General features: G+C 52.8%; 16 protein-coding genes. 7 read left to right on the top strand and 9 right to left on the bottom strand.

Annotation, left to right across the window (positions count from 1 at the left end; translation table 11 throughout):
* Positions 1 to 41 precede the first annotated feature (41 nt).
* On the top strand, positions 42 to 1,157 hold the full coding sequence (locus ABKA16_RS06015; protein ID WP_380999995.1) for a RelA/SpoT domain-containing protein: 1,116 nt from the start codon (positions 42 to 44) through the stop codon (positions 1,155 to 1,157).
* A gap of 50 nt (positions 1,158 to 1,207) precedes the next feature.
* On the opposite strand, the gene ABKA16_RS06010 is transcribed toward ABKA16_RS06015, so the two are convergent.
* On the bottom strand, positions 1,208 to 1,621 hold the full coding sequence (locus ABKA16_RS06010) for a sterol carrier family protein (protein WP_380999997.1): 414 nt from the start codon (positions 1,619 to 1,621) through the stop codon (positions 1,208 to 1,210).
* Between the two features lie 301 nt (positions 1,622 to 1,922).
* Here ABKA16_RS06010 and ABKA16_RS06005 point away from each other — a divergent pair, with 301 nt between their 5' ends.
* Positions 1,923 to 4,415 carry a glycogen/starch/alpha-glucan phosphorylase gene (locus ABKA16_RS06005; protein ID WP_380999999.1) on the top strand — a complete coding sequence of 831 codons (2,493 nt, stop codon included), beginning with the start codon at positions 1,923 to 1,925 and terminating at the stop codon, positions 4,413 to 4,415.
* Positions 4,416 to 4,712: 297 nt separating this feature from the next.
* On the opposite strand, the gene ABKA16_RS06000 is transcribed toward ABKA16_RS06005, so the two are convergent.
* Entirely contained in the window at positions 4,713 to 4,931 is a 219-nt protein-coding gene (locus tag ABKA16_RS06000; RefSeq protein WP_381000000.1) for a hypothetical protein, read from the bottom strand.
* 329 nt (positions 4,932 to 5,260) lie between these two features.
* On the opposite strand from ABKA16_RS06000, the gene ABKA16_RS05995 reads away from it, so the two are divergent.
* From ABKA16_RS05995 to ABKA16_RS05985, 3 genes are all read left to right on the top strand, one after another.
* A complete protein-coding gene (locus tag ABKA16_RS05995; protein WP_381000002.1) occupies positions 5,261 to 6,169 on the top strand; it encodes a rhomboid family intramembrane serine protease in 909 nt (302 codons plus the stop codon).
* A 504-nt stretch (positions 6,170 to 6,673) separates the two neighbouring features.
* Entirely contained in the window at positions 6,674 to 7,087 is a 414-nt protein-coding gene (locus ABKA16_RS05990) for a hypothetical protein (protein WP_381000004.1), read from the top strand.
* A gap of 89 nt (positions 7,088 to 7,176) precedes the next feature.
* Positions 7,177 to 7,392, top strand: coding sequence for a hypothetical protein (locus ABKA16_RS05985; RefSeq protein WP_381000006.1), 216 nt, complete (start codon positions 7,177 to 7,179; stop codon positions 7,390 to 7,392).
* A 57-nt stretch (positions 7,393 to 7,449) separates the two neighbouring features.
* On the opposite strand, the gene ABKA16_RS05980 is transcribed toward ABKA16_RS05985, so the two are convergent.
* On the bottom strand, positions 7,450 to 7,860 hold the full coding sequence (locus ABKA16_RS05980; RefSeq protein WP_434156664.1) for a VOC family protein: 411 nt from the start codon (positions 7,858 to 7,860) through the stop codon (positions 7,450 to 7,452).
* 36 nt (positions 7,861 to 7,896) lie between these two features.
* On the bottom strand, positions 7,897 to 8,532 hold the full coding sequence (locus ABKA16_RS05975; RefSeq protein WP_381000009.1) for a cell division protein CrgA: 636 nt from the start codon (positions 8,530 to 8,532) through the stop codon (positions 7,897 to 7,899).
* A gap of 169 nt (positions 8,533 to 8,701) precedes the next feature.
* Between ABKA16_RS05975 and ABKA16_RS05970 the strand changes: the two genes are divergently transcribed.
* Both ABKA16_RS05970 and ABKA16_RS05965 read left to right on the top strand, forming a co-directional pair.
* The gene (locus tag ABKA16_RS05970) at positions 8,702 to 9,514 is read left to right on the top strand and encodes a DUF881 domain-containing protein (protein ID WP_381000011.1); all 813 of its coding nucleotides are present in this window, start codon (positions 8,702 to 8,704) and stop codon (positions 9,512 to 9,514) included.
* 24 nt (positions 9,515 to 9,538) lie between these two features.
* On the top strand, positions 9,539 to 10,768 hold the full coding sequence (locus ABKA16_RS05965; protein ID WP_381000013.1) for a class E sortase: 1,230 nt from the start codon (positions 9,539 to 9,541) through the stop codon (positions 10,766 to 10,768).
* On the opposite strand, the gene pknB is transcribed toward ABKA16_RS05965, so the two are convergent.
* The 5 genes from pknB to ABKA16_RS05940 are packed head-to-tail and all read right to left on the bottom strand — an operon-like array spanning position 10,765 to position 18,598.
* Positions 10,765 to 12,804 (bottom strand): Stk1 family PASTA domain-containing Ser/Thr kinase, encoded by a 2,040-nt coding sequence (gene pknB, locus ABKA16_RS05960; protein WP_381000015.1) that lies wholly within the window; start codon positions 12,802 to 12,804, stop codon positions 10,765 to 10,767. The two genes, ABKA16_RS05965 and pknB, sit on opposite strands and share 4 nt — an antisense overlap.
* Positions 12,801 to 13,886 (bottom strand): serine/threonine-protein kinase, encoded by a 1,086-nt coding sequence (locus tag ABKA16_RS05955; RefSeq protein ID WP_381000017.1) that lies wholly within the window; start codon positions 13,884 to 13,886, stop codon positions 12,801 to 12,803. The genes pknB and ABKA16_RS05955 overlap by 4 nt, the downstream gene beginning before the upstream one ends.
* On the bottom strand, positions 13,873 to 15,351 hold the full coding sequence (locus ABKA16_RS05950; protein WP_381000019.1) for a peptidoglycan D,D-transpeptidase FtsI family protein: 1,479 nt from the start codon (positions 15,349 to 15,351) through the stop codon (positions 13,873 to 13,875). The genes ABKA16_RS05955 and ABKA16_RS05950 overlap by 14 nt, the downstream gene beginning before the upstream one ends.
* The gene (locus ABKA16_RS05945) at positions 15,348 to 17,033 is read right to left on the bottom strand and encodes an FtsW/RodA/SpoVE family cell cycle protein (protein WP_381000021.1); all 1,686 of its coding nucleotides are present in this window, start codon (positions 17,031 to 17,033) and stop codon (positions 15,348 to 15,350) included. The genes ABKA16_RS05950 and ABKA16_RS05945 overlap by 4 nt, the downstream gene beginning before the upstream one ends.
* The gene (locus ABKA16_RS05940; protein ID WP_381000023.1) at positions 17,033 to 18,598 is read right to left on the bottom strand and encodes a PP2C family protein-serine/threonine phosphatase; all 1,566 of its coding nucleotides are present in this window, start codon (positions 18,596 to 18,598) and stop codon (positions 17,033 to 17,035) included. The genes ABKA16_RS05945 and ABKA16_RS05940 overlap by 1 nt, the downstream gene beginning before the upstream one ends.
* Between the last annotated feature and the right edge of the window lies 1 nt (position 18,599).

The following is an 18,599-nucleotide window of genomic DNA, read 5'->3' as shown; positions in this document are numbered from 1 at the left end:
GGTGCCTCCTTGTTGATTGCTTACCTAGTATACTATATTCTATGCGCAATAATTTAACACAGGAAAATGTAAAATCGCTGATTTCCCGCCGTCAGGCAAACAGCGTCAATGATATCCTGCGATCAAATATTGCACCGGAGTCTTTAGAATTCAGGCAGGCCATAAACATAGTATATAGATGGCGAAAGCAGCATGTGCCACCGACTCAGGACTGTTTCAGGCAGCTTATTGCTTACACCTGGAGTTATCAGGGAGCTGTTGTTACCTACCGTCTTAAACGCTTGAGATCAATTATTGATAAACTAAAGCGTGCAAAGTCTAAGTATGAATTAGGCGGACTTGATGATATCGGCGGATGCCGTGTGATTGTTGAAAACATAGATCAGCTAAAAATACTAGTCCCGGCCCTGTGCGAGAAAATGACGTTAAAAAGTTCCGGCGGGATAAAGGATTATATTGAAAAACCTCGCGAAAGCGGTTACAGATCATGCCATTTGCTGGTAAAACAGCAGGTTGAGGGGCAAAAACAGCAGTACAGGGTTGAGCTCCAGATACGGACGAAACTTCAGCATTATTGGGCTACTGCTCTTGAAGCAATTAGCGAAATTTATGGGAAAGATTATAAAAACCCAAATAGCATAAGCAGGGCTACCTCAGACGATAAGGAAGTCTTAGAATTTTTCAAAATTGTATCATGCTTATTTGCGATTGAGGAGCATTCCCCTGTTATAAGCGGCATGGACCGGTCTCAGGATAGGCTGGTCAAACGGTTGCGGAATGTCAGCTGTTGTTCTCGGGTGCTTAATGATCTGAAGCAGGCACAGGATGCTGCTCTTGTCATACAAAAAAGCCATAAAGCCGACGCAGCGGATGATATTTATCTCCTTAAATTATCAAGACAAAACCAGCTGGTGGAAGTAGCGCCTTTTGGGGATTTGACGGAAGCCTTGTCGCAATACGAGTCTTTGGAAAGTGGAATCCAAAATCCTCCGGGAGATCGTGCAGCGATATATCAAAATGCTCAGAATGAAGAAGCTCAATGGGATAACGTTGTTCTGGTTTCTACGGAGGAGCTCAATCCTCTGGCCCTTGCATATCCGAATTATGACACTAATGGAGGCGAGTTCGTCAGACGTGTTGAGAAATACCTGGATTGAGGGTACAGCTCTGGCGTTAGACCTGATGCTGGCGTATCATCAAGAAGCGCTTACAGCGGCAGGGGGAGGAACCGCGATAAATCATCGCGTACCCCTACTGCACTGATATGTCCGGCGTCTTTCTCCTCCTGCCATGTTGTGAACCCGCAGGCCATGCGCAGCCAGACTGCGGGCTCAAGTTCAATAACATCAGGAGGTATGAGGTTATGCGGATCGCTTTTAGGACCTTCGAGTATTTTGACTGCAGCGTAAGGAGCTATACGCAGCTCCACACCGGGGCCCGGTGCCAGCTTTTCCATAAGGAACAGCGAGTATCTTACAGCCATCGCGTAATCTTTCCGCGGCAGCTGCGGGGCTATCCCTATGGCGGCAGCGGATTGTCCTGCCTGCCGGGAAGCTTCATTTCTCCATGTGCGGAGGGCATGTTCGCCCGCAAGGATATCAGAGTCTTTGATCACAGCCATATTACGATTGTGCCACACCGTCCCGCCTCATTCCTGTGCATAGTGTAATATTCGTGTATTGCATGCGTTAGAACGTGCAAAATAACAAAAAAAGAAATATAATGAGAAGCTGGGCTGGGCGTATGCACTGTATGCCTGGTCCGCTAGCAGTAGAAATCGGCAGATGGAAATGACTGGTTTCTATCGCTGTCGAAGCTGCATGCTTTGCGCAGTACAGTGCCGGCCGCAGGGCAGGGGCATTATGCGGAGCGAAGTGTGCGGCAAGGCATATAAATGTGTTAACAACAGAAGGATTATTGTTATGACACAGATTACTGCGCCTCGTGAGCAGATCTCAGCTGAGGCTTTCGCGGATGAAATCCGTGGCTATCTTCTTAAAGGGCAGGGAGTTAAACCAGCTGAGGCTAAAGTTGAGGATGTGTATGTAGCAGCAGCTGCCGCAGTCCGCAACCATCTGTTGGATGCATGGGCAAAGACCCGCGAAGATATGGTCAGTGGGAATACCAAAGCCGTGGGCTATTTGAGTGCTGAATTCCTGATGGGGCGTCAGCTTCGCAATGCTCTGCTCAATGCAGGCCTTACAGAGCAGTTTAACAAAGCAGTTGCTGAGCTGGGTTTTGACCCGCACGATGTGATCACTGCTGAACCTGAGCCGGGTCTGGGTAATGGGGGCCTTGGCCGCCTTGCAGCATGCTTTATTGATTCTCTGGCATCTATCGGTGTCCCCGCATTTGGGTACGGCATCCAGTATCAGTACGGTATTTTCCGCCAGGAATTCGATGATAAGGGCCGCCAGTACGAACGCGCCGATTACTGGCTTGCTAACGAGAACCCGTGGGGCCATACTGACTATAACCGTGATGTCCGCGTTAATTTTGGCGGGCATGTAGAGGATAACAACGGCAGGCGTGTGTGGAATCCTGACTGGTCTGTCCGCGCAATCCCTGTAGATTATCTTGTACCTGGTTATGAATCGGGCCGCGTCAATACTTTGCGTTTATGGACTGCAAAGGCCTACCATGAGATTGACCTGCGCGCATTCAACCGCGGCGAATATTATCAGGCTGTAGAAAACCAGGTGAAGGCTGAGGATATAACCAAGATCCTGTATCCTGAAGATTCAACCCCTCAGGGCAAGTCCCTGCGCCTGCAGCAGCAGTATTTCTTCGTTGCCGCTTCACTGCACGACGCTATCCGTACTTTCTATCCGGGGCAGGATAGGCCGGATATGGCTACCTTCCCGAATAAGATCACATTCCAGCTCAACGATACCCATCCTGTGATTGGGATCCCTGAGCTTATGCGCATCCTTATTGATGAATATGGCTATGACTGGGATACTGCGTGGGATATTACTACGCGCACTTTCAACTACACATGCCACACGCTTCTTCCTGAGGCGCTTGAGATCTGGCCTGCGCGCCTGATCAGGGAGCTGCTCCCGCGCCATATGGAGATCATTGAGCAGATCAACGAGCGTTTCGTGTCGCTTTTGCAGACGCTGACTGATGACAGCGCGAAGATCGACCGCATGAGGATCGTGACTTCCGGCGATGATCCGCAGGTCCGTATGGCTTATCTGGCGACTGCCGGCGGCACACATGTTAACGGCGTTGCTGAGCTGCATTCCCAGCTTTTGAAAGATGTGACGCTTCGTGATTTCAGTGACCTGTTCCCGAACAAGTTCACAAATGTTACTAATGGTGTTACCCCCCGGCGCTTTGTGCGCCTTGCCAATCCGCGTATGTCTGACCTGATCACCGAGGGGCTGGGCACAGATACATGGATCTCTGACCTGTCAAAGCTTGAAGGCCTTGTACCGCTGGCGGATGATGGGGAGTTCGTGCATAGGTTCGCTGAGGTAAAGCGTGCCAACAAGCGCGATTTCGCCGGGTTCGCAAAAGAGCATTATGGTTTTGATGTCAATCCAGACACCATGTTCGATTCCATGATCAAGCGGTTGCATGAGTATAAGCGCCAGTCGCTCAAGATCCTTGCTGTTATCGCCCGTTATGCTTCGCTGAAGTCAGGAGAGACGGATGTGGATACTTTCACTCCGCGTACTGTCATTTTCGGGGCAAAAGCTGCGCCCGGCTATGCCATGGCTAAGGAAACGATCCAGCTTATCAACAATGTTTCCCGTGTTATCAATAATGACCCCGATATCCAGGGCAAGCTGAATGTGCTTTTCCCGTGGAACTACAACATTGAGCTTTCCCAGAACCTGATCCCTGCGACTGAGCTCGACGAGCAGATATCCCAGGCCGGTAAGGAAGCTTCCGGGACGGGCAATATGAAGTTTGCCATTAACGGTGCCCTTACTGTTGGTACTCTTGATGGTGCGAATGTTGAGATCCGTGAACGTGTCGGCTACGAGAACTTCTTCCTTTTCGGCATGACTGTTGATGAGGTTGAGGCCCTGTACGCTGAAGGCTATGATAAGGGCATGTCCCGCCAGTATTATGAGAACGATCCCCGCCTTAAGCGTGCAATCGATATGGTTGCTGACGGCACGTTCTCTGAGGGCGACCGCAGCACTTATCAGAACCTCGTCAATGACTGGCTGAGCAAAGATTACTTCATGACGCTTGCCGATTTCGGAGCCTATATGGATATCCAGAGCGAGATCGAGAAAACGTACGCTGATGAAAAGAAGTGGTTCCGCATGGCGCTGCTTAACACGGCGCGTACGGGGTATTTCAGCTCAGACCGCTCTATTGAAGATTATCTTGAGCGTGTATGGATGACCGGCCCCCTTCCGGAGGATCCGCGGCTGAAGGCACGCGAAAATTAGCAGCAGGCAGAGGCCAGGCATCCTTGGTGGCAACTTTGCCTGCATGGGGTATCTGCCCCTGCCTGTGGGTGCGGGCGGCTAGTTTTGCGGGTGCAGCCTGCTGATGCTGTTCTGGTACCGGCTGCTTGGAATTGAGCTGGTATCAGGATGGCTGGCAGATGATAAAAAGTTTGGGGCTGCCCTCTATAGAGGGCAGCCCCAAACTGTATCTAATGTGATTATATTACTTATCTTTGGCCTCTAGCCCCCGGCAGGGGACTAACCAGTACTGAACTGGTACTGAAGAAGTTCGCCTGACTATTCAGTTTTTTCCTGGATCTCTTCAGCAGCTTCGTTTTCCTCTTCATGGTCAAGATCCAGTTCGACAGGTGATGAGCTGTTCTCCCATGGCTCCTCCCATGGATCGTACTCAGGGTTCTGCTGCTTGTAGATATAAAAGCCAACTAATCCGGCTAACAGAGCGCCGAAAATCAATGCGAAAAACTTCCAGCCGCTTCCGGACTTGCGTTCGTCCATAAGGGCTCCTTTCTGTAAGGGATGCGTAAGGATCATCCTTTGCATCAATACCACTATTCTATTCTTATTTTGTGGCGAATGCGTAATAACACGCCGATATTGCCCTGAATTTTTATCTTTGCAGAAATTAACCCTTGTTAATAAAGGCGTGTCGCGGCGTGTCGAAATAGCAGGGGATGGCCGCGCCTTCTTCTTAGCCTTTTGTACTTAGCCCTTTGCGGTAAAATTCTCTGTATGGATATGCGGACAGCCGCGGCATCAGCAGCGCGTATACGCAAGGAAACGGGATCGGCAGCAGCGGCAGCTACGACGGTATCGGAGGCAAAAGTATGGTGAAAAATAAGGCAGGAAGTATCGCAGGAAGGACAGTAATGGTGCGGAACAACGGTAATCCGTATCAGGAACCGTCGAGCGGTCCGCGTACTGGCGGCAATGGATGGTTTCCGGGATCGCCCAGGCCGGACAAGGGCCAGCGCAGTTTTGAGCGCAAGGTGCGCCTGCGGAAGTGGAAGTATGACTGGGAAAACGGCGGCACCAATATTACGGTGATCCTTATTGCGTTGTGTACGCTGATATGGGCTGTTGAGGAGATCATGTATTTCATCAGCAGACAGGCTCTGGAATCAGCAGCGTCCTATGCTGAGCTGATCCCCAGTTTGTCTTTCAGCCGCCCCTGGACTATGCTGACTAATCTGTTCCTGCATGCAGTGCCGGATCCAAGCCATATCCTCTTCAATATGATCTCACTGTATATTGGCGGGATGATGCTGGAACGGCTGCTGGGGCACTGGGAATTCCTCGCATTGTATCTTATAAGCGGGTTTGCCGGATCTGTTACGTATGTTATCTGGTGGACGTATTTCGGTTCGGGGAATTTCGAGGCCGTACTCGGTGCGAGTGGCGCGATATTCGGGCTGTTCGGCGCGGCGATAGTGGCTTCAGCAAAAATGGGCGTGCGATCGGGGATGCAAACAGGGATGCGTTCAAACAATCTGGCCCTTATCATTTTCCTGGGGCTTGTGCTGATCGTCCCTATGATGTTTGGAAGGGTAGCGTGGCAGGCCCATATAGGCGGGGCTGCTGCAGGGGCTTTCCTGGCCTGGCTTATGACGTCAGGGCTGCCGGCTCTCCGCGCTAAAAGCATCGGCAGGCGGATGTGGATCTACGGCAGTGCGTTGTCCGCAGCGCTTGTTGTGCTCTGGCTGGTTTTCGGGCTTTTAGGCCCGCGGCTGGTGTAGGGGGGGGAAGCCGGTAGTATTCCCTATCTTGATCTATTGATTGTGTTAACTGATTGTGAGCCCAGCAAAATCAGTTAAAAATATTTAATATGCTGCGCGCCCTCTGAGGATTAAGAGTATATTTGTGCTTGTTAGGTTTCAGATGTCTGTCAGATCAATGAGGTAGACCACGGGACTTGAAGCTTGAAGACATCCTTGCCGCTGATAAGGCAGATGCGGAATAAACGATCATGGCTATTGGAATATAAGGAGAAGCTGATTGGGGCGGGTAGTGCTGAGCTGTCCGCCCTTATCCTCTGAGCATTTGTAATATGCGGGGATAAGGTTGTTTCTCCAGTTTCTGGTACTCCCATCTAATTTGTATAATAAGGTTACATTCCCGATAGGGATTTTGCGCATATCCGTCCTATTTGCCGCAATGGTACACGCCTGTCAAAGAATCTGAGTATTCGCAGAAACAGATTGCAGGGTTTGATTTCACTGCAGTAGAGAAAGGGGCAGCTAATGGCTGATAATAGTTTTGTTACGGGTAACATGTCTGCCGATGATGCCGATGGCATATTTGAGGATGAACATTTAGGCCATCCCGCGCAGACCCGTGAACCTGCACGCCTGCCGTCAAAGAAAAAACTCATCATTGCAGGTATCGCAATCGTTGCCATACTGGCACTTATCGGTGTGGGTGCGAAGAACTTTATAATACGTTCACGGCATGAGCAGGAAATCAGACAGGTTAAAGAGGATATTAAACGGCGGACCAGCCGGGCCCAGCTAAAGTATGCTCAGGCAAAAATTGAAGCTGCGATCCTTATTAAGCAGATACAGGTTTCCCCTGTAGCTGATGACGACGAACTTAAAACCGGTGTAGATAGTCTGCAGATGACCAGCATCCGCAAAACAGGATCGCGTACCTTGTAGGTACAAGGATAATCGGTAAAGAAACGGAAGAACTTAAACTGCTGTATATAAGTAAACTGTCCGCTAAAGTAGGTGAGATAAGTATACGCTTGCAAGATCTAGTTAACCGTGCCAACAGCTTGAATAGTGCGCCGGACAGCGATAGTAAAACCCGTATGCTCAAACTTGCTTCCGTGTGGATCAATAGAAATGTGACTATGGATAATATAGGCCGTGCGGCTAAGGCGGCAGATGAGCTGCAACGTCTGACTGATGAGGTGCAGAAGGGGGTCGATAATAAGAACACAGCCGGTGCACAGCAATAGTAGCCTTAACTCATGCCTGCGGCAGTTCCTGCATACATGAGTTACTTGATTATTCATCTATGCTGGAAAATATCTGTTCCTGTCAAAACTCGTGATTTCGTATTCGATGCCTTCGGAATCCTTAAAAAAGAAAGCATAATAATCCGGGCAATAATCAGGGTAGTATTGCGGCTTATGGATAATTTCTGTCGGCAGCTTCCTTACTTCCTCATACACAGCATCCACTTCTTCACGGTTTTCAGCATGAAAAGCCAGATGATGCAGCGCCCCTGCCTTCCTCCGGCTCGGCTTCTCCCTGCTGTAGGCTTTCCGCTGATTTACCAATCCTATGGAAATAAGGTTATGGTGATACTCTATGATCTTGTACTCATGTCCAGGTACCCGATCAGTCTCTTTCAGCTTGGTATCAAAGCCGAGCAGAGGCAGCAGCCTGTCATAGAACTTTTCTGCGCGTCCGAGATCTTCCACTGTAATGTGAATGTGGTCAACGCGCGGTTTCAAAAGTTACTCCCACCACATCAGGAGGATAAAGCCGATAAAGGAGATACCTGCGCCAACAGCCAGGTTCCAGTTGCCGATTGCGGGGATCGGGTACTGGTGGGTGAGATAGAATACTACGACCCACAGGAGGCCGAGGATCAGAAGTGTGCTGAAGAGCGGCACAAGCCACGCAGGGTTAGACTTGGTATTTTCGATAGCTTTTTCCACGCGCCGTGTTTCGTCTTCCTGGCGTTTGGCTATGCGCTCCATCTGCGGTGTCATATTATCGCTGTTCATACCGTTTTCCAGACGCTTCATTGCAGCTTCAACAGCCTCAGGATTTTCAGGCTTGAACTCGTAACCTTTCTTCTTGCCGCGTCCGAAAAGGCCGCGCGTTTTTTTGCTGCCACTGCCGTTATCGGTGCCGGTATCAGTGTCGCTCCCGTCCTCCTCATCGCCGGATACCTCGTCTTTGTCCTCGGCAGTTTCTTTTTCAGCATCCTCACCGGCGGTATCGCTGTCTGCGCTTCTGCGGTCTGCAGCATCACTGCTGTCAGCAGCCTTTTGAGCGCCGCCGTTATCAGCGCTGCTGTCTGCTTCTTCGATGGCTTCAGCGGTTTCTTTGTCCTCAACGATGTTGTCGCTGTTAGCGTCAGTCATGCTTTCTCCTTAACTGACAAAACGTGATTCCTCGGGGATCACCGTTCCTGTTAAATACCTCAGATCATTCTAGTGGTTATACTGGAAGAGAAGAGAGGATACGTGAATCGACATGTTCGTATAAACTGGTATATAAGCAGCTGCATAACGTTGGGTATTTAGGAGCGATATGGTATTTTTAAGGAGAGATGGGCGCCGCCAGGAGCGTGCGTCCAGCCATCGCGCACCTAGAAAACCATGGTATTCTTCACTTATCACAGTCCTGATTTTTTCTCTGGTAGGCTGGATTTTTATTGTCAACCTCCAGTCGAATGCTGATTATGTACCCAGCACAAATACCCAGGAGCTTCTTGCCCGGCGCGGACAGCGTGTGACCGCCCTGACCGGGGATATAAAATCCCTTACCGGCCAAATTGATGTGCTGCGCAAGAACCTCGCCTCCGGATCATCGGCAGAAACAGGGACTGATAATACGTCCAGCGAGTCAAAGGCTGTGTCCCCCGCGATTGAGGGGCCTGGGATCACTGTTACCCTGGATGATTCCCCGCTGTGGGAACAGCGCACCCAGAATGGCGATGCAGGGGCCGGCGCCGGCGATAATGTCAATGATTACGTTGTGCACCAGCAGGATATTGAAGCTGTCGTTAACGCCCTGTGGTCAGGGGGAGCCGAAGCGATGACCATCCAGGGACAGCGTGTCAATATGTCAACAGTTGTGAGATGCGTGGGGAATGTGCTGCTCCTTGACGGTAAGCAGTATGCTCCGCCTTACACCATCTCTGCTATCGGCGATTCGGACAGGCTGGGTGCAGCCCTGGATTCCTCCAAGGCTGTCCGGATATATAAAGAGTATGTGAAGGCTGATGGCCTCGGATTTGATGTTAAAAAGGAAACGAAGCTGCGGTTCAGTAAAACTGTAGCAACTACGCAGACTTTAAAGTATGCTGCTGCAGTTGGGGCAGCAGGCAGAAGGAACGATTAAAGGGATCGATGCGGAGGATAAGAAATGACTGATAATACACCACAGATGGACAGCGCCGCAGATGCCGGTACAGGCTTTGAGTCTGTAATCGGCGATCCGTCAGCTGATACCGCCAATGCTTCGCAGGCGGACGGCCATCGCGTATCCGGTTCCCATCGTTCCGCACGCACCGTCTCATCAAAACGTACTGTTTCCGCTGTCGCCGGGGTTATTGGCGAGGTCCTTATTACTCTTGCAGTGATAGTCGGTTTTTATCTTGCGTGGCAGATGTGGTGGACCGGTGTTATGTCGCAGCGGACGCAGGCCAGTGATGATGAAGTACAGACATCGTCATGGACTTCTGCCAAGTCAAGCGATAATACATACAGGATCGCCAAGGCCAATCCGGTCAGCACCACCCCCCTTGAGGAGGGAAAGTACCAGACGAGCAAAATAATGTCCAAGATATATATACCCCGTTTTGGTGCGAAATGGGTGCGCAATATTGTTGAGGGGACAGATATCCAGCAGCTCAATATGCATGGGCTGGGGCATTATTCCGAGTCTCAGAAGGCCGGGGCGATCGGCAATTTTGCGGTAGCCGGGCACCGTGCCGGGTATGGCGAGCCGCTGGCGCATATTGATGATTTCAAGCCAGGGGATAAGATTGTCCTCCGTACGCAGAATTACTGGTATGTGTATGAATATACGAACCACGAGATAGTAGACCCCGAGAATGTGGGCGTGATTGAACCCGTCCCCAACCATCCCGGGCAGAAGCCGACCGAACGCCTGATAACGCTGACCACCTGCGAACCGCGGTACGCATATATCACTGCAGCGCACCGCTGGATCGCCTACGGGAAACTGGTATCCTGGTCGCGCGTTTCAGAAGGTGTCCCGAAGGAGCTGGCTTCAAAAGCGCGTGACGGCCAGGTCGTATTTGCCCAGGAAGAAGGCACCACGGTGCTTCCTCCTGATATGTCGCATATCGCCCTCGCTTCCCTGCTTTCATACGCGGTAGTCTATCTGGCGGCGCTCGCCGTGTGGCGCTACCGCGGAGTCAGGAAGTACCTGGGTACGGCAAAAGAGAAGCGCCCCGTGTTCAGCCTTTATGGCTGGCTTACCCGGATACAGCCGGGGCCGCTCCCGGTGCGTATAATCCTTGTACTGCTGCTGTGTGCAACACTTATAGCGGTATTCTTCCAATGGGGATACCCATGGATGGCGCAGAACCTGCCGTTCCTTCAGCTGACTTCGAATTATGTAGGCTAATTCTCAGGATCAGGGGCAGACCCTGTAGTGATCACGATAGGGGTATTTGAAGCGATCTGCGAATCGGAGATATTCTCCAGCTTCTTCCCGCCGAAGGTCACAGTATCAACAGGGTCGTTACTGTTCCCGCTGATCGTTACGTTTGTGAAACCTAGCTTTTCCCTCAGGTATGATTCAAGATTCGAGCCTTTCTCCGCATAGCTGCTGAGGCTGCTCTGGGACGGGGTGTCGATCATCTTAGGGCCGGAAGAAATATACACCGTAATAGTTGCCCCCTGTGAAACGGTCGACCCCTCTGCCGGGTCTACCCGGGTAACATTCCCTGCAGCTACGGAATCTGAATTCTCCGGCATGATATTAGTATTGAATCCGTTGTTGTTGAGCTGGCGGACAGCTTCGTTTCGTGGCTTGCCGACAAGGCCTGTCGGCACTGTAGTCTGGCCGGTAGAAATATACAGTATGACTGAAGTGCCCTGAGGCTGCTGGGTCCCTGACGCAGGGTCCGTGCGCGTAACATGGTCTTTTTCTACAGTCGCAGAATTTTCAGTAGCCACTGATGACACTTTGAACCCTGCTGAAGTAAGGGCTGAGGTAGCTGCCTGCTGTGTCATCCCTTTGACATTTGGTATCGTCCGGGCCCTAGGGCCGGAAGAGAACCATACGCGGACAGTGCTGCCTTTTGCTACGCGGGTACCCCCTGTAGGATCCTGCCGGGTAAAAGTCCCGCGCGGTTCCGATGAGTTATCGTCTGTCTCCTGCTGGAAATGCAGCCCGGCAGACTCGATAGTCTCTTTTGCCGTTGAAGCAGACATGCTTGAATCGATAGTGGGGACGCTGACAAGGTTATTCTGCGAATTATAGACAAACCAGATGCCGAACATAATAGCAGCCAGTGCTGCGATCCCAAGGATCACGCTGATGATAATAATGTTGCGGCGCTTTTTCTTATCCTGCTCCTCTTTCCTCGCCAGGGCCCGCGTGCTGGTCCCTGCTGCTGCGCCGGAAGCGCTGTCGGCTGCGGCAGGGCCGTATGCCGCGGGAAGGGATCCTGTAGAAAGGGTGCTGGTCTGCTCTACTGAGGCCTGAGGCATTGCGGCGGTCTGCGGAACATCCTGTGCCTGCGAAGTTTTCGACAGGTCTGTCAAGGGATGTGCGTTTGCTGCGATCGGCATACCGCCATGCGCAAGTGTCACGATATCCTGCCGGAAAGCCGCGGCATCGGCATACCGGTTCTCTGTATCTTTTGCCATTGCCTTGGCAACGATAGAATCCCAGCGCTTATCGAGCCCGGGGATGAGCGTGCTGATTGGTGTTGCCGTTTCTGAAACGTGCTGGTATGCGATTGCTACGGCAGAATCTCCAGTGAAAGGCGGTTTCCCGGTAAGCATTTCATAGAGTACGCACCCCGCGGAATACAGGTCAGATTTTGCCCCTACCTGCTCACCGCGGGCCTGCTCCGGGCTCAGGTACTGTGCGGTCCCTACAACGCCCTGGTTCTGCGTCATTGTGGCCGACGAATCATCCATCGCCCTGGCGATCCCGAAATCCATGACCTTAACTGTGCCCTGGTCGCTGATCATAATATTCCCAGGCTTGATATCACGGTGGATTATCCCCATGCGATGTGAATAATCAAGCGCATTCAATACGCCGATCATTACCTGCTCAGCATCCTGCGGGCTCAGCGAGCCATTGACCTGAATGATATCCCGGAGGGTCTGCCCCTTGATGTATTCCATAACGATATACGGGACCTGTACCGTGTTGCCTGCAGCATCTTCCAGCTGTTCTTCGCCTGAATCATAGATAGAAACGATATTAGGGTTGTTTAGCTGTGCCACAGCACGGGCTTCGCGGCGGAAGCGGGTAAGGAAAATGCTGTCCTCGGCGAGGTCGCTGCGCATTATCTTGATAGCAACGGTACGTCCCAGGCGGGTGTCAGTGCCTATATGGACCTGCGCCATCCCGCCATGGCCGATGAGCTCTCCAACCGTATACCGTCCGCCTGCGAGGGACTGGGGAATAAACATACTCATTGTGCATCTTCCTTAGTGTTGCTGTCATTATTGCGGTCAATATGCATACCGGATTCACCTGTAGGGCCGGCACCTAGAGTACCAGGATCCGTATTAGAAGCGTAGGGTTTGACAACCACCCTGTGGTCGTACTGATCAAGGATAGTCCCGTCTTTGAACATGAAGTACCGGGGGATCACCATATCGCTGCGTACCCTCCGCAGTTTGAAATTGCCGGTAATCTCGTTGAATTCCCCGGTAGCGGCACGGGCTTCCTTGTCAAGGATCCGCCTTTCGATCCTGCCCAGTTCCTTAGCAACTTCGAGGGCGGATCGCGGGCGGTCATGCGGATCCTTTGCCAGCATACGCATAACATATTCCCTCAGCTGGGGATCAATGCTGTCGGGGAGGGGAGGGACTGGGGAATTTACGTGGGCTGCCGCGATATCAACAGGGGTGCGTCCTGTAAACGGCCTGTGCCCGCATAACCCTTCGTATGCCACCACGCCCAGGGAATAGATATCTGACTGGGGGGTAGCAGGCTCGCCCTGCGCCTGCTCGGGGGATATATACTGCGCGGTCCCTACGACCATACCGTCCTGTGTGATCTGCCCCTGGTTCGTGGAATGGGAGACCCCAAAATCTGTGATCTTTACTTCGCCCTCATGGGAGACCATAATATTCGCCGGTTTCACATCACGGTGGATGACCCCATGCAGATGCGCCACGTGGAGCCCGCGGGCAGTCTGGATAAGTATCGGCAGCAGCTGGGTCGGCCTGATGGAGCCTTTGGCTTTGTAGATATCTGACAGGGAAGGGCTCGGGATATATTCCATGATGATAAAGCCGATGCCGTCAGTTTCATAGTATTCAAAGAGCGCGGCAATATTCGGGTGCGCAAGGTTGGCAGAATTGTGCGCTTCGAGCCGCAGCCGCTGGAGTTTCGTATTCTCGCCGGACAGGTCGCTTCTCAGAGCCTTGATTGCTACAGGCCTGCGCAGTTCAATATCGTGGCCCTTCCAGACCTCGCCCATACCGCCCTGGGCGAGCCGGCGGTCTAAACGGTAACGGCGATGTATCAGCTGTCCCTCAACGAGTTTCATGGAGATACTCCTGCATCAGCTGCTTCATGATAGGGCCGGCGCTGTCCGCACCCAGCCTGGTTGTCCCCGTGACGACGACACTGATAGCTATTCTGGGGTTATCTGCAGGGGCAAAAGCCGTGATCCATCCGTTATTCGTCCGTTTGTCCAGTCCTACCTGGGCAGTGCCGGTTTTAGCCGCGATAGTAATCCCGGGGAGTTTCAGGTTCGGTGCCTCTTTAGTAATGACGCTTTGCATCGCTGTATTCAGGGAGGATGCTGTATCCTGCGAGATCCTGTCTGAAGTCAGTGCTGTGGTGGAGCGTGTGGAGATGACGCTCAGGTCGCTGGAACGCACCCTGTCCACCAGAGTCGGGTGCAGCATAACCCCGTCGTTTGCAATTGCAGCAGTGATCATAGTGTTAAGCAGAGGGGTCTCTTTAGTATCCCCCTGGCCTATGGCAGACAAGGCAAGGCGGTCATCGGAAAGGGTGTCAGGGAATACTGAAGGGACAGAAGCCATCGGCGTCCCCAGAGTATCATTCCCGTCAACAACGATGGAAGAGCCGAAGCCCATTTTCTTCGCCATATCAGAGATGGTATCTTTCCCCAAAGCGACTGCGAGCTGGGCAAAAGCGGTATTAGAGGAATATGCTATCGCATCGGAAAGGGATATTTTCCCGTTAGTACCGTCAGCTGCGTGTGAAGTATTGGTCAGCTGGGTACTGGTCCCGGGAAGCGTGTAGGACGCCCCTGCGGGGATCTGGGAATCGAGTGTATATTTCCCGCTCTCCAGCGCTGCGGCTGCAACTACAAGCTTAAAAGTCGATCCGGGGGCAAAGAGCTGGCGTGTAGCGTTATTGATGATAACGCTGTCAGAACCGCCTGACAGCTGGCTCCATGCAGCATTGGCAGCCTGTGTGTCATGGGTGGCGAGGGAATTCGGATTGTAGCTGGGCGTGCTGACCATTGCGAGGATACGGCCTGTAGAAGGCTCAATAGCAACAACAGACCCTCTTTTGCCTTTCATAAGGTTGTAAGCCAGCGTCTGCAGCTTCGGATCAATGGAAGTCTCAATTATTGCGCCTTTGCTCGTGCTCCCCTCAATAAGGGATTTAGTGCGGTCAATCCACAGGCTGTCGCTCAGGCCGCTCAGCTGCTGGTTCCGGCTTGCTTCGATCCCGTACCGCGCCCGCTGGTTGATAGAAACGAATCCGGTTACCGGCGCATACACATCACCCTGAGGGTAAGTGCGCTGATACTGGAATGCGTCGTTTACCTTCGTGGATGTTGCCAGGACCGTGCGCCCGTCGTTGGCAAGTATCGGCCCGCGGTCAACAGCAAACTCATTGTACAGCGCGCGCACATTCCGCGGGTCAGCGTTGAGGGAGCTGGACCGGACGACCATAATAATGGAACTTGAGATACCAAGTATGGCCATAAGTGCTACAACGATGTTAAATATACGGCGAAGGTTGGCATTCATTGTTCTTCCCTCCGTTCCCCGCTAAGGTCAATAACTTCTGTAGCTTCTTCCGAAACCGCCGGCGTGTCCGGAGCAGGGCTGCCCGATGCGGAGATGCCTGATGCGGTGCTGTCTGTTACTGCAGGGCTGTCCCCTTCAGGTGCCGCAGGCCCCTCTGCAGACATGCCGGGGAACTCGCGCGTTTCTGCAGGCTCTGAGACCTCCTCTGCGCCTGCTGCCGGATGGTTGTCTCGGGTGAAAGCATGGCGTCCTCTTGGCACCGCATCCCGCTGATCCCGCTCCTCGATCGCCTCTTCGAGTGCGCGGCGCTTTTCGTTCGCCTGGAGCGCTTCGAGCGCTTCCATGGCCACAGTATCGGTAAGTTTATCGTCCTGCGGTTTATGGGCGTCGTTAGATACGATCAGGATCATGAATGCCAGGACCATATTGGCTGTCAGGCTTGATCCCCCTGCTGCTATATAGGGGAGTGTCAGGCCTGTCAGAGGTATGACAAGGGTGATGCCGCCTACAACTATGAATACCTGGAAAGCCATGGTAAATACCAGACCGGCAATAAGGAGTTTGCCGAATCCGTCTTTGATCTTCAGGGCTGTTATGATCCCGGCAGCAATGATAATAAGGTAGATACTGAGGATGGCAAGGATACCGGTAAGCCCGAGCTCTTCGCCCAGCGATGAGAAGATGAAGTCTGAATTTGCCAGAGGGGTTATGCCCGGATGCCCTTTGCCGAGGCCAGTCCCAAACGTCCCGCCGCTTGAAAGCCCGAAAATGCCTTTGACAAGTTGCTCGGACCCTCCGACGGCGGTATAGACGGAATCATCAAAAGGATGCAGCCATGCGGTGATACGGTTCTGGACGTGGCCAAACAGCCGGGAAGCGGCTGCAGCGCTTACTCCGAAGAATACCAGCCCAATGAGGATCCAGCTGGAGTGCCCGGTGGAAACGTACAGCATGCAGACAAACATCGCGAAAAAGAGCAGTGACGTCCCCAGGTCGCGCTGAAGGACAAGCACACCCATGCATAACGCCCATACGATGAGGATCGGCCCCAGGTCGCGCAGCCGCGGAAGCCGCATCCTCAGGAATTTGCGCCCGCCTACTGCGAGCTGGTCGCGATGGTCGAAAAGGTACCCGGCAAAAAAGACTGCAATAAAGAGTTTGGCGAATTCTGCCGGCTGGACAGTGTGGGAGCCTATCCCGATCCATATGCGGGCCCCGCCAATGGTCTTTCCCAGCCCGGGGACCATAGGGGAGAACATCAGCAGTATCCCGATAACCATGCTCGTGTAGGAGAACTTGCGCAGCAGCCGGTAGTTGCGCAGCAGTATTGACAATGCGGCACATATTACGAGGGCAATGATCAGCCAGATGATCTGGTTCATGCCTGCGTTGACGGCACCGGAACCGCGTGTGCGGTTTTCATGGTCAATGCGGATGATCTCAGTTATCCCTATGAGCGACAGCAGGATAACGCAGAAAAATATGAGCTGCGAAGAATACCGCTGGAAAGTGCACAGCACTATCCATACCGCCACGATGACCGCGAACATAGCAGTGAGCGGAAGCATGTAACGCGAGGGAATGGTCCCATTTATCCGCATGAACATCTGGAACAGCCCCAGTGCTGTGATCGCAAAAATGAAGATCAGCATAAAAGATTGCCGGACGCGGTTCCCTATCATCAGTTCGCCTCCGCTGTTCCTGAAGGTGTATCTGATGCTGCATCCGGTGAGGCCGTACTTGTATCTGTGCCGGTATCGCCGGTCTCAGAAGCGGCATTCTGTATGTTGGCATGTATATGCTGCCTGGCAGCGCCCAGCGAATCAGTAACGATCCCCTGCCGAAGCTGCTGCTGCCATACCGGGGACAGCCTTGATACGCGGATATCCGTTTTTTCCTCAACGTGTGACAGACTGATGCCGAATATATTTGTAGGTACGCCTCTGTAGATGGCGACTACGCCGTCGCTCTCGCCTATATAGTACCGGGTCTGTGACCACTGGTAAGCCCGCAGTCCCCCGAAAGCGATCCCTGCCAGCACCACAAGGATCGTGAAAAAGGTAAGTACCCGCCGCATTGCTGAACGCCTGTGTGTACGCTGCTGCGCGCTCTGGCTCTGGTCCCTGGCAGCTTTGACGACTGCAGGGTCGTGGGGGTCGTCGGAGAAAGAGCCGTTCGCTTTCTGTACGATAGGTATTTCACTTGTTTCTGGGACGGCATTGCCGTCAAGGGTCCTCTGCGGCATGGCGATCTGCCTGATACTGCCTGAATCTGTCCGTGACCCGCCGCTGTTATCCGCAGAAGTGCTTTCACTCCTGGGGCTGCTGTCCTTGCTGCTGTGGGTGAGTGCTGCTGCACGCGATGCGGGCGACTCAGGGCCTTCCTTCAGCGCAGGGGCAATAGCAACAGGCCGGTCGATGATATCTGCCAGCGGCTGAGGCTCTTTACTGGCCGCACCCCCTACAAGCGGGATCTGGTGGGCTGATGATACGTCTTTTTCGCTTGAAACTACTGTAACATCTGCGATTGCGGCAGTAACGTTATCGGTGCTGCCCGCGCGCAGCGCCATAGATACAAGATCCTGCGCACACTGGTTCGGATCCTCAATGGTGGAAAGCGCTTCGCGGATAGTGCTGTCTTCCAGTACTCCGAACAGCCCGTCTGAACACAACAGCCAGCGGTCCCCCGGGAGTGCAGTGCGTATAGAGATGTCAGGATGCGGATCTATATCAAAATCGCCGAGCACGCGCATGACGACGTTACGCTGGGGGTGGCCTTTTGCCTGCTCAGGGGTGATCCGCCCCGTATCAATAAGATGCTGGACATAGCTGTGGTCTTTGGTACCGCGGATCAGCTCACCGCCCCGCAGCAGATAAGCGCGCGAATCCCCCATATGGGCAAGTACCCAGTAATTCCCTACCAGGCGCAGGGCTTCTACGGTAGTCCCCATACCGGAAAGCTTGCGCTCGCGGCTGGCTTTCCCCACAATGGCATCATGCGCAGCAATGATTGAAGTCTGCAGGACCCTGGCCATGTCATCAGGATCGCTGCCTGAAGCAACCTCTATATGTGCCAGGGAGCGTATAGCAATGGTAGAGGCCGTATCGCCGCCGGCGTGGCCGCCCATTCCGTCGCATACTGTTATAAGGTGTTCACCTGCAAAAGATGAATCCTGATTGTCGTGGCGTACATAGCCGATGTCAGAAACAGTTGTTGATGTGAGAATCAGAGGAAGACTTGAACTCATA

It is taken from the genome of Scardovia wiggsiae (assembly GCF_051045985.1).
Classification (GTDB): domain Bacteria; phylum Actinomycetota; class Actinomycetes; order Actinomycetales; family Bifidobacteriaceae; genus Scardovia; species Scardovia wiggsiae.
The sequence above is the reverse complement of the archived record's forward strand: the minus strand, read 5'-3'. Positions and strand labels throughout refer to the sequence as shown.

Coding starts and splice junctions, on each gene's coding strand:
- ABKA16_RS06015 (WP_380999995.1), top strand. CDS start 42: ATGCGCAATAATTTAACACAGGAAAATGTAAAATCGCTGATTTCCCGC.
- ABKA16_RS06010 (WP_380999997.1), bottom strand. CDS start 1,621: ATGGCTGTGATCAAAGACTCTGATATCCTTGCGGGCGAACATGCCCTC.
- ABKA16_RS06005 (WP_380999999.1), top strand. CDS start 1,923: ATGACACAGATTACTGCGCCTCGTGAGCAGATCTCAGCTGAGGCTTTC.
- ABKA16_RS06000 (WP_381000000.1), bottom strand. CDS start 4,931: ATGGACGAACGCAAGTCCGGAAGCGGCTGGAAGTTTTTCGCATTGATT.
- ABKA16_RS05995 (WP_381000002.1), top strand. CDS start 5,261: ATGGTGAAAAATAAGGCAGGAAGTATCGCAGGAAGGACAGTAATGGTG.
- ABKA16_RS05990 (WP_381000004.1), top strand. CDS start 6,674: ATGGCTGATAATAGTTTTGTTACGGGTAACATGTCTGCCGATGATGCC.
- ABKA16_RS05975 (WP_381000009.1), bottom strand. CDS start 8,532: ATGACTGACGCTAACAGCGACAACATCGTTGAGGACAAAGAAACCGCT.
- ABKA16_RS05970 (WP_381000011.1), top strand. CDS start 8,702: ATGGTATTTTTAAGGAGAGATGGGCGCCGCCAGGAGCGTGCGTCCAGC.
- ABKA16_RS05965 (WP_381000013.1), top strand. CDS start 9,539: ATGACTGATAATACACCACAGATGGACAGCGCCGCAGATGCCGGTACA.
- pknB (WP_381000015.1), bottom strand. CDS start 12,804: ATGAGTATGTTTATTCCCCAGTCCCTCGCAGGCGGACGGTATACGGTT.
- ABKA16_RS05955 (WP_381000017.1), bottom strand. CDS start 13,886: ATGAAACTCGTTGAGGGACAGCTGATACATCGCCGTTACCGTTTAGAC.
- ABKA16_RS05950 (WP_381000019.1), bottom strand. CDS start 15,351: ATGAATGCCAACCTTCGCCGTATATTTAACATCGTTGTAGCACTTATG.
- ABKA16_RS05945 (WP_381000021.1), bottom strand. CDS start 17,033: ATGATAGGGAACCGCGTCCGGCAATCTTTTATGCTGATCTTCATTTTT.
- ABKA16_RS05940 (WP_381000023.1), bottom strand. CDS start 18,598: ATGAGTTCAAGTCTTCCTCTGATTCTCACATCAACAACTGTTTCTGAC.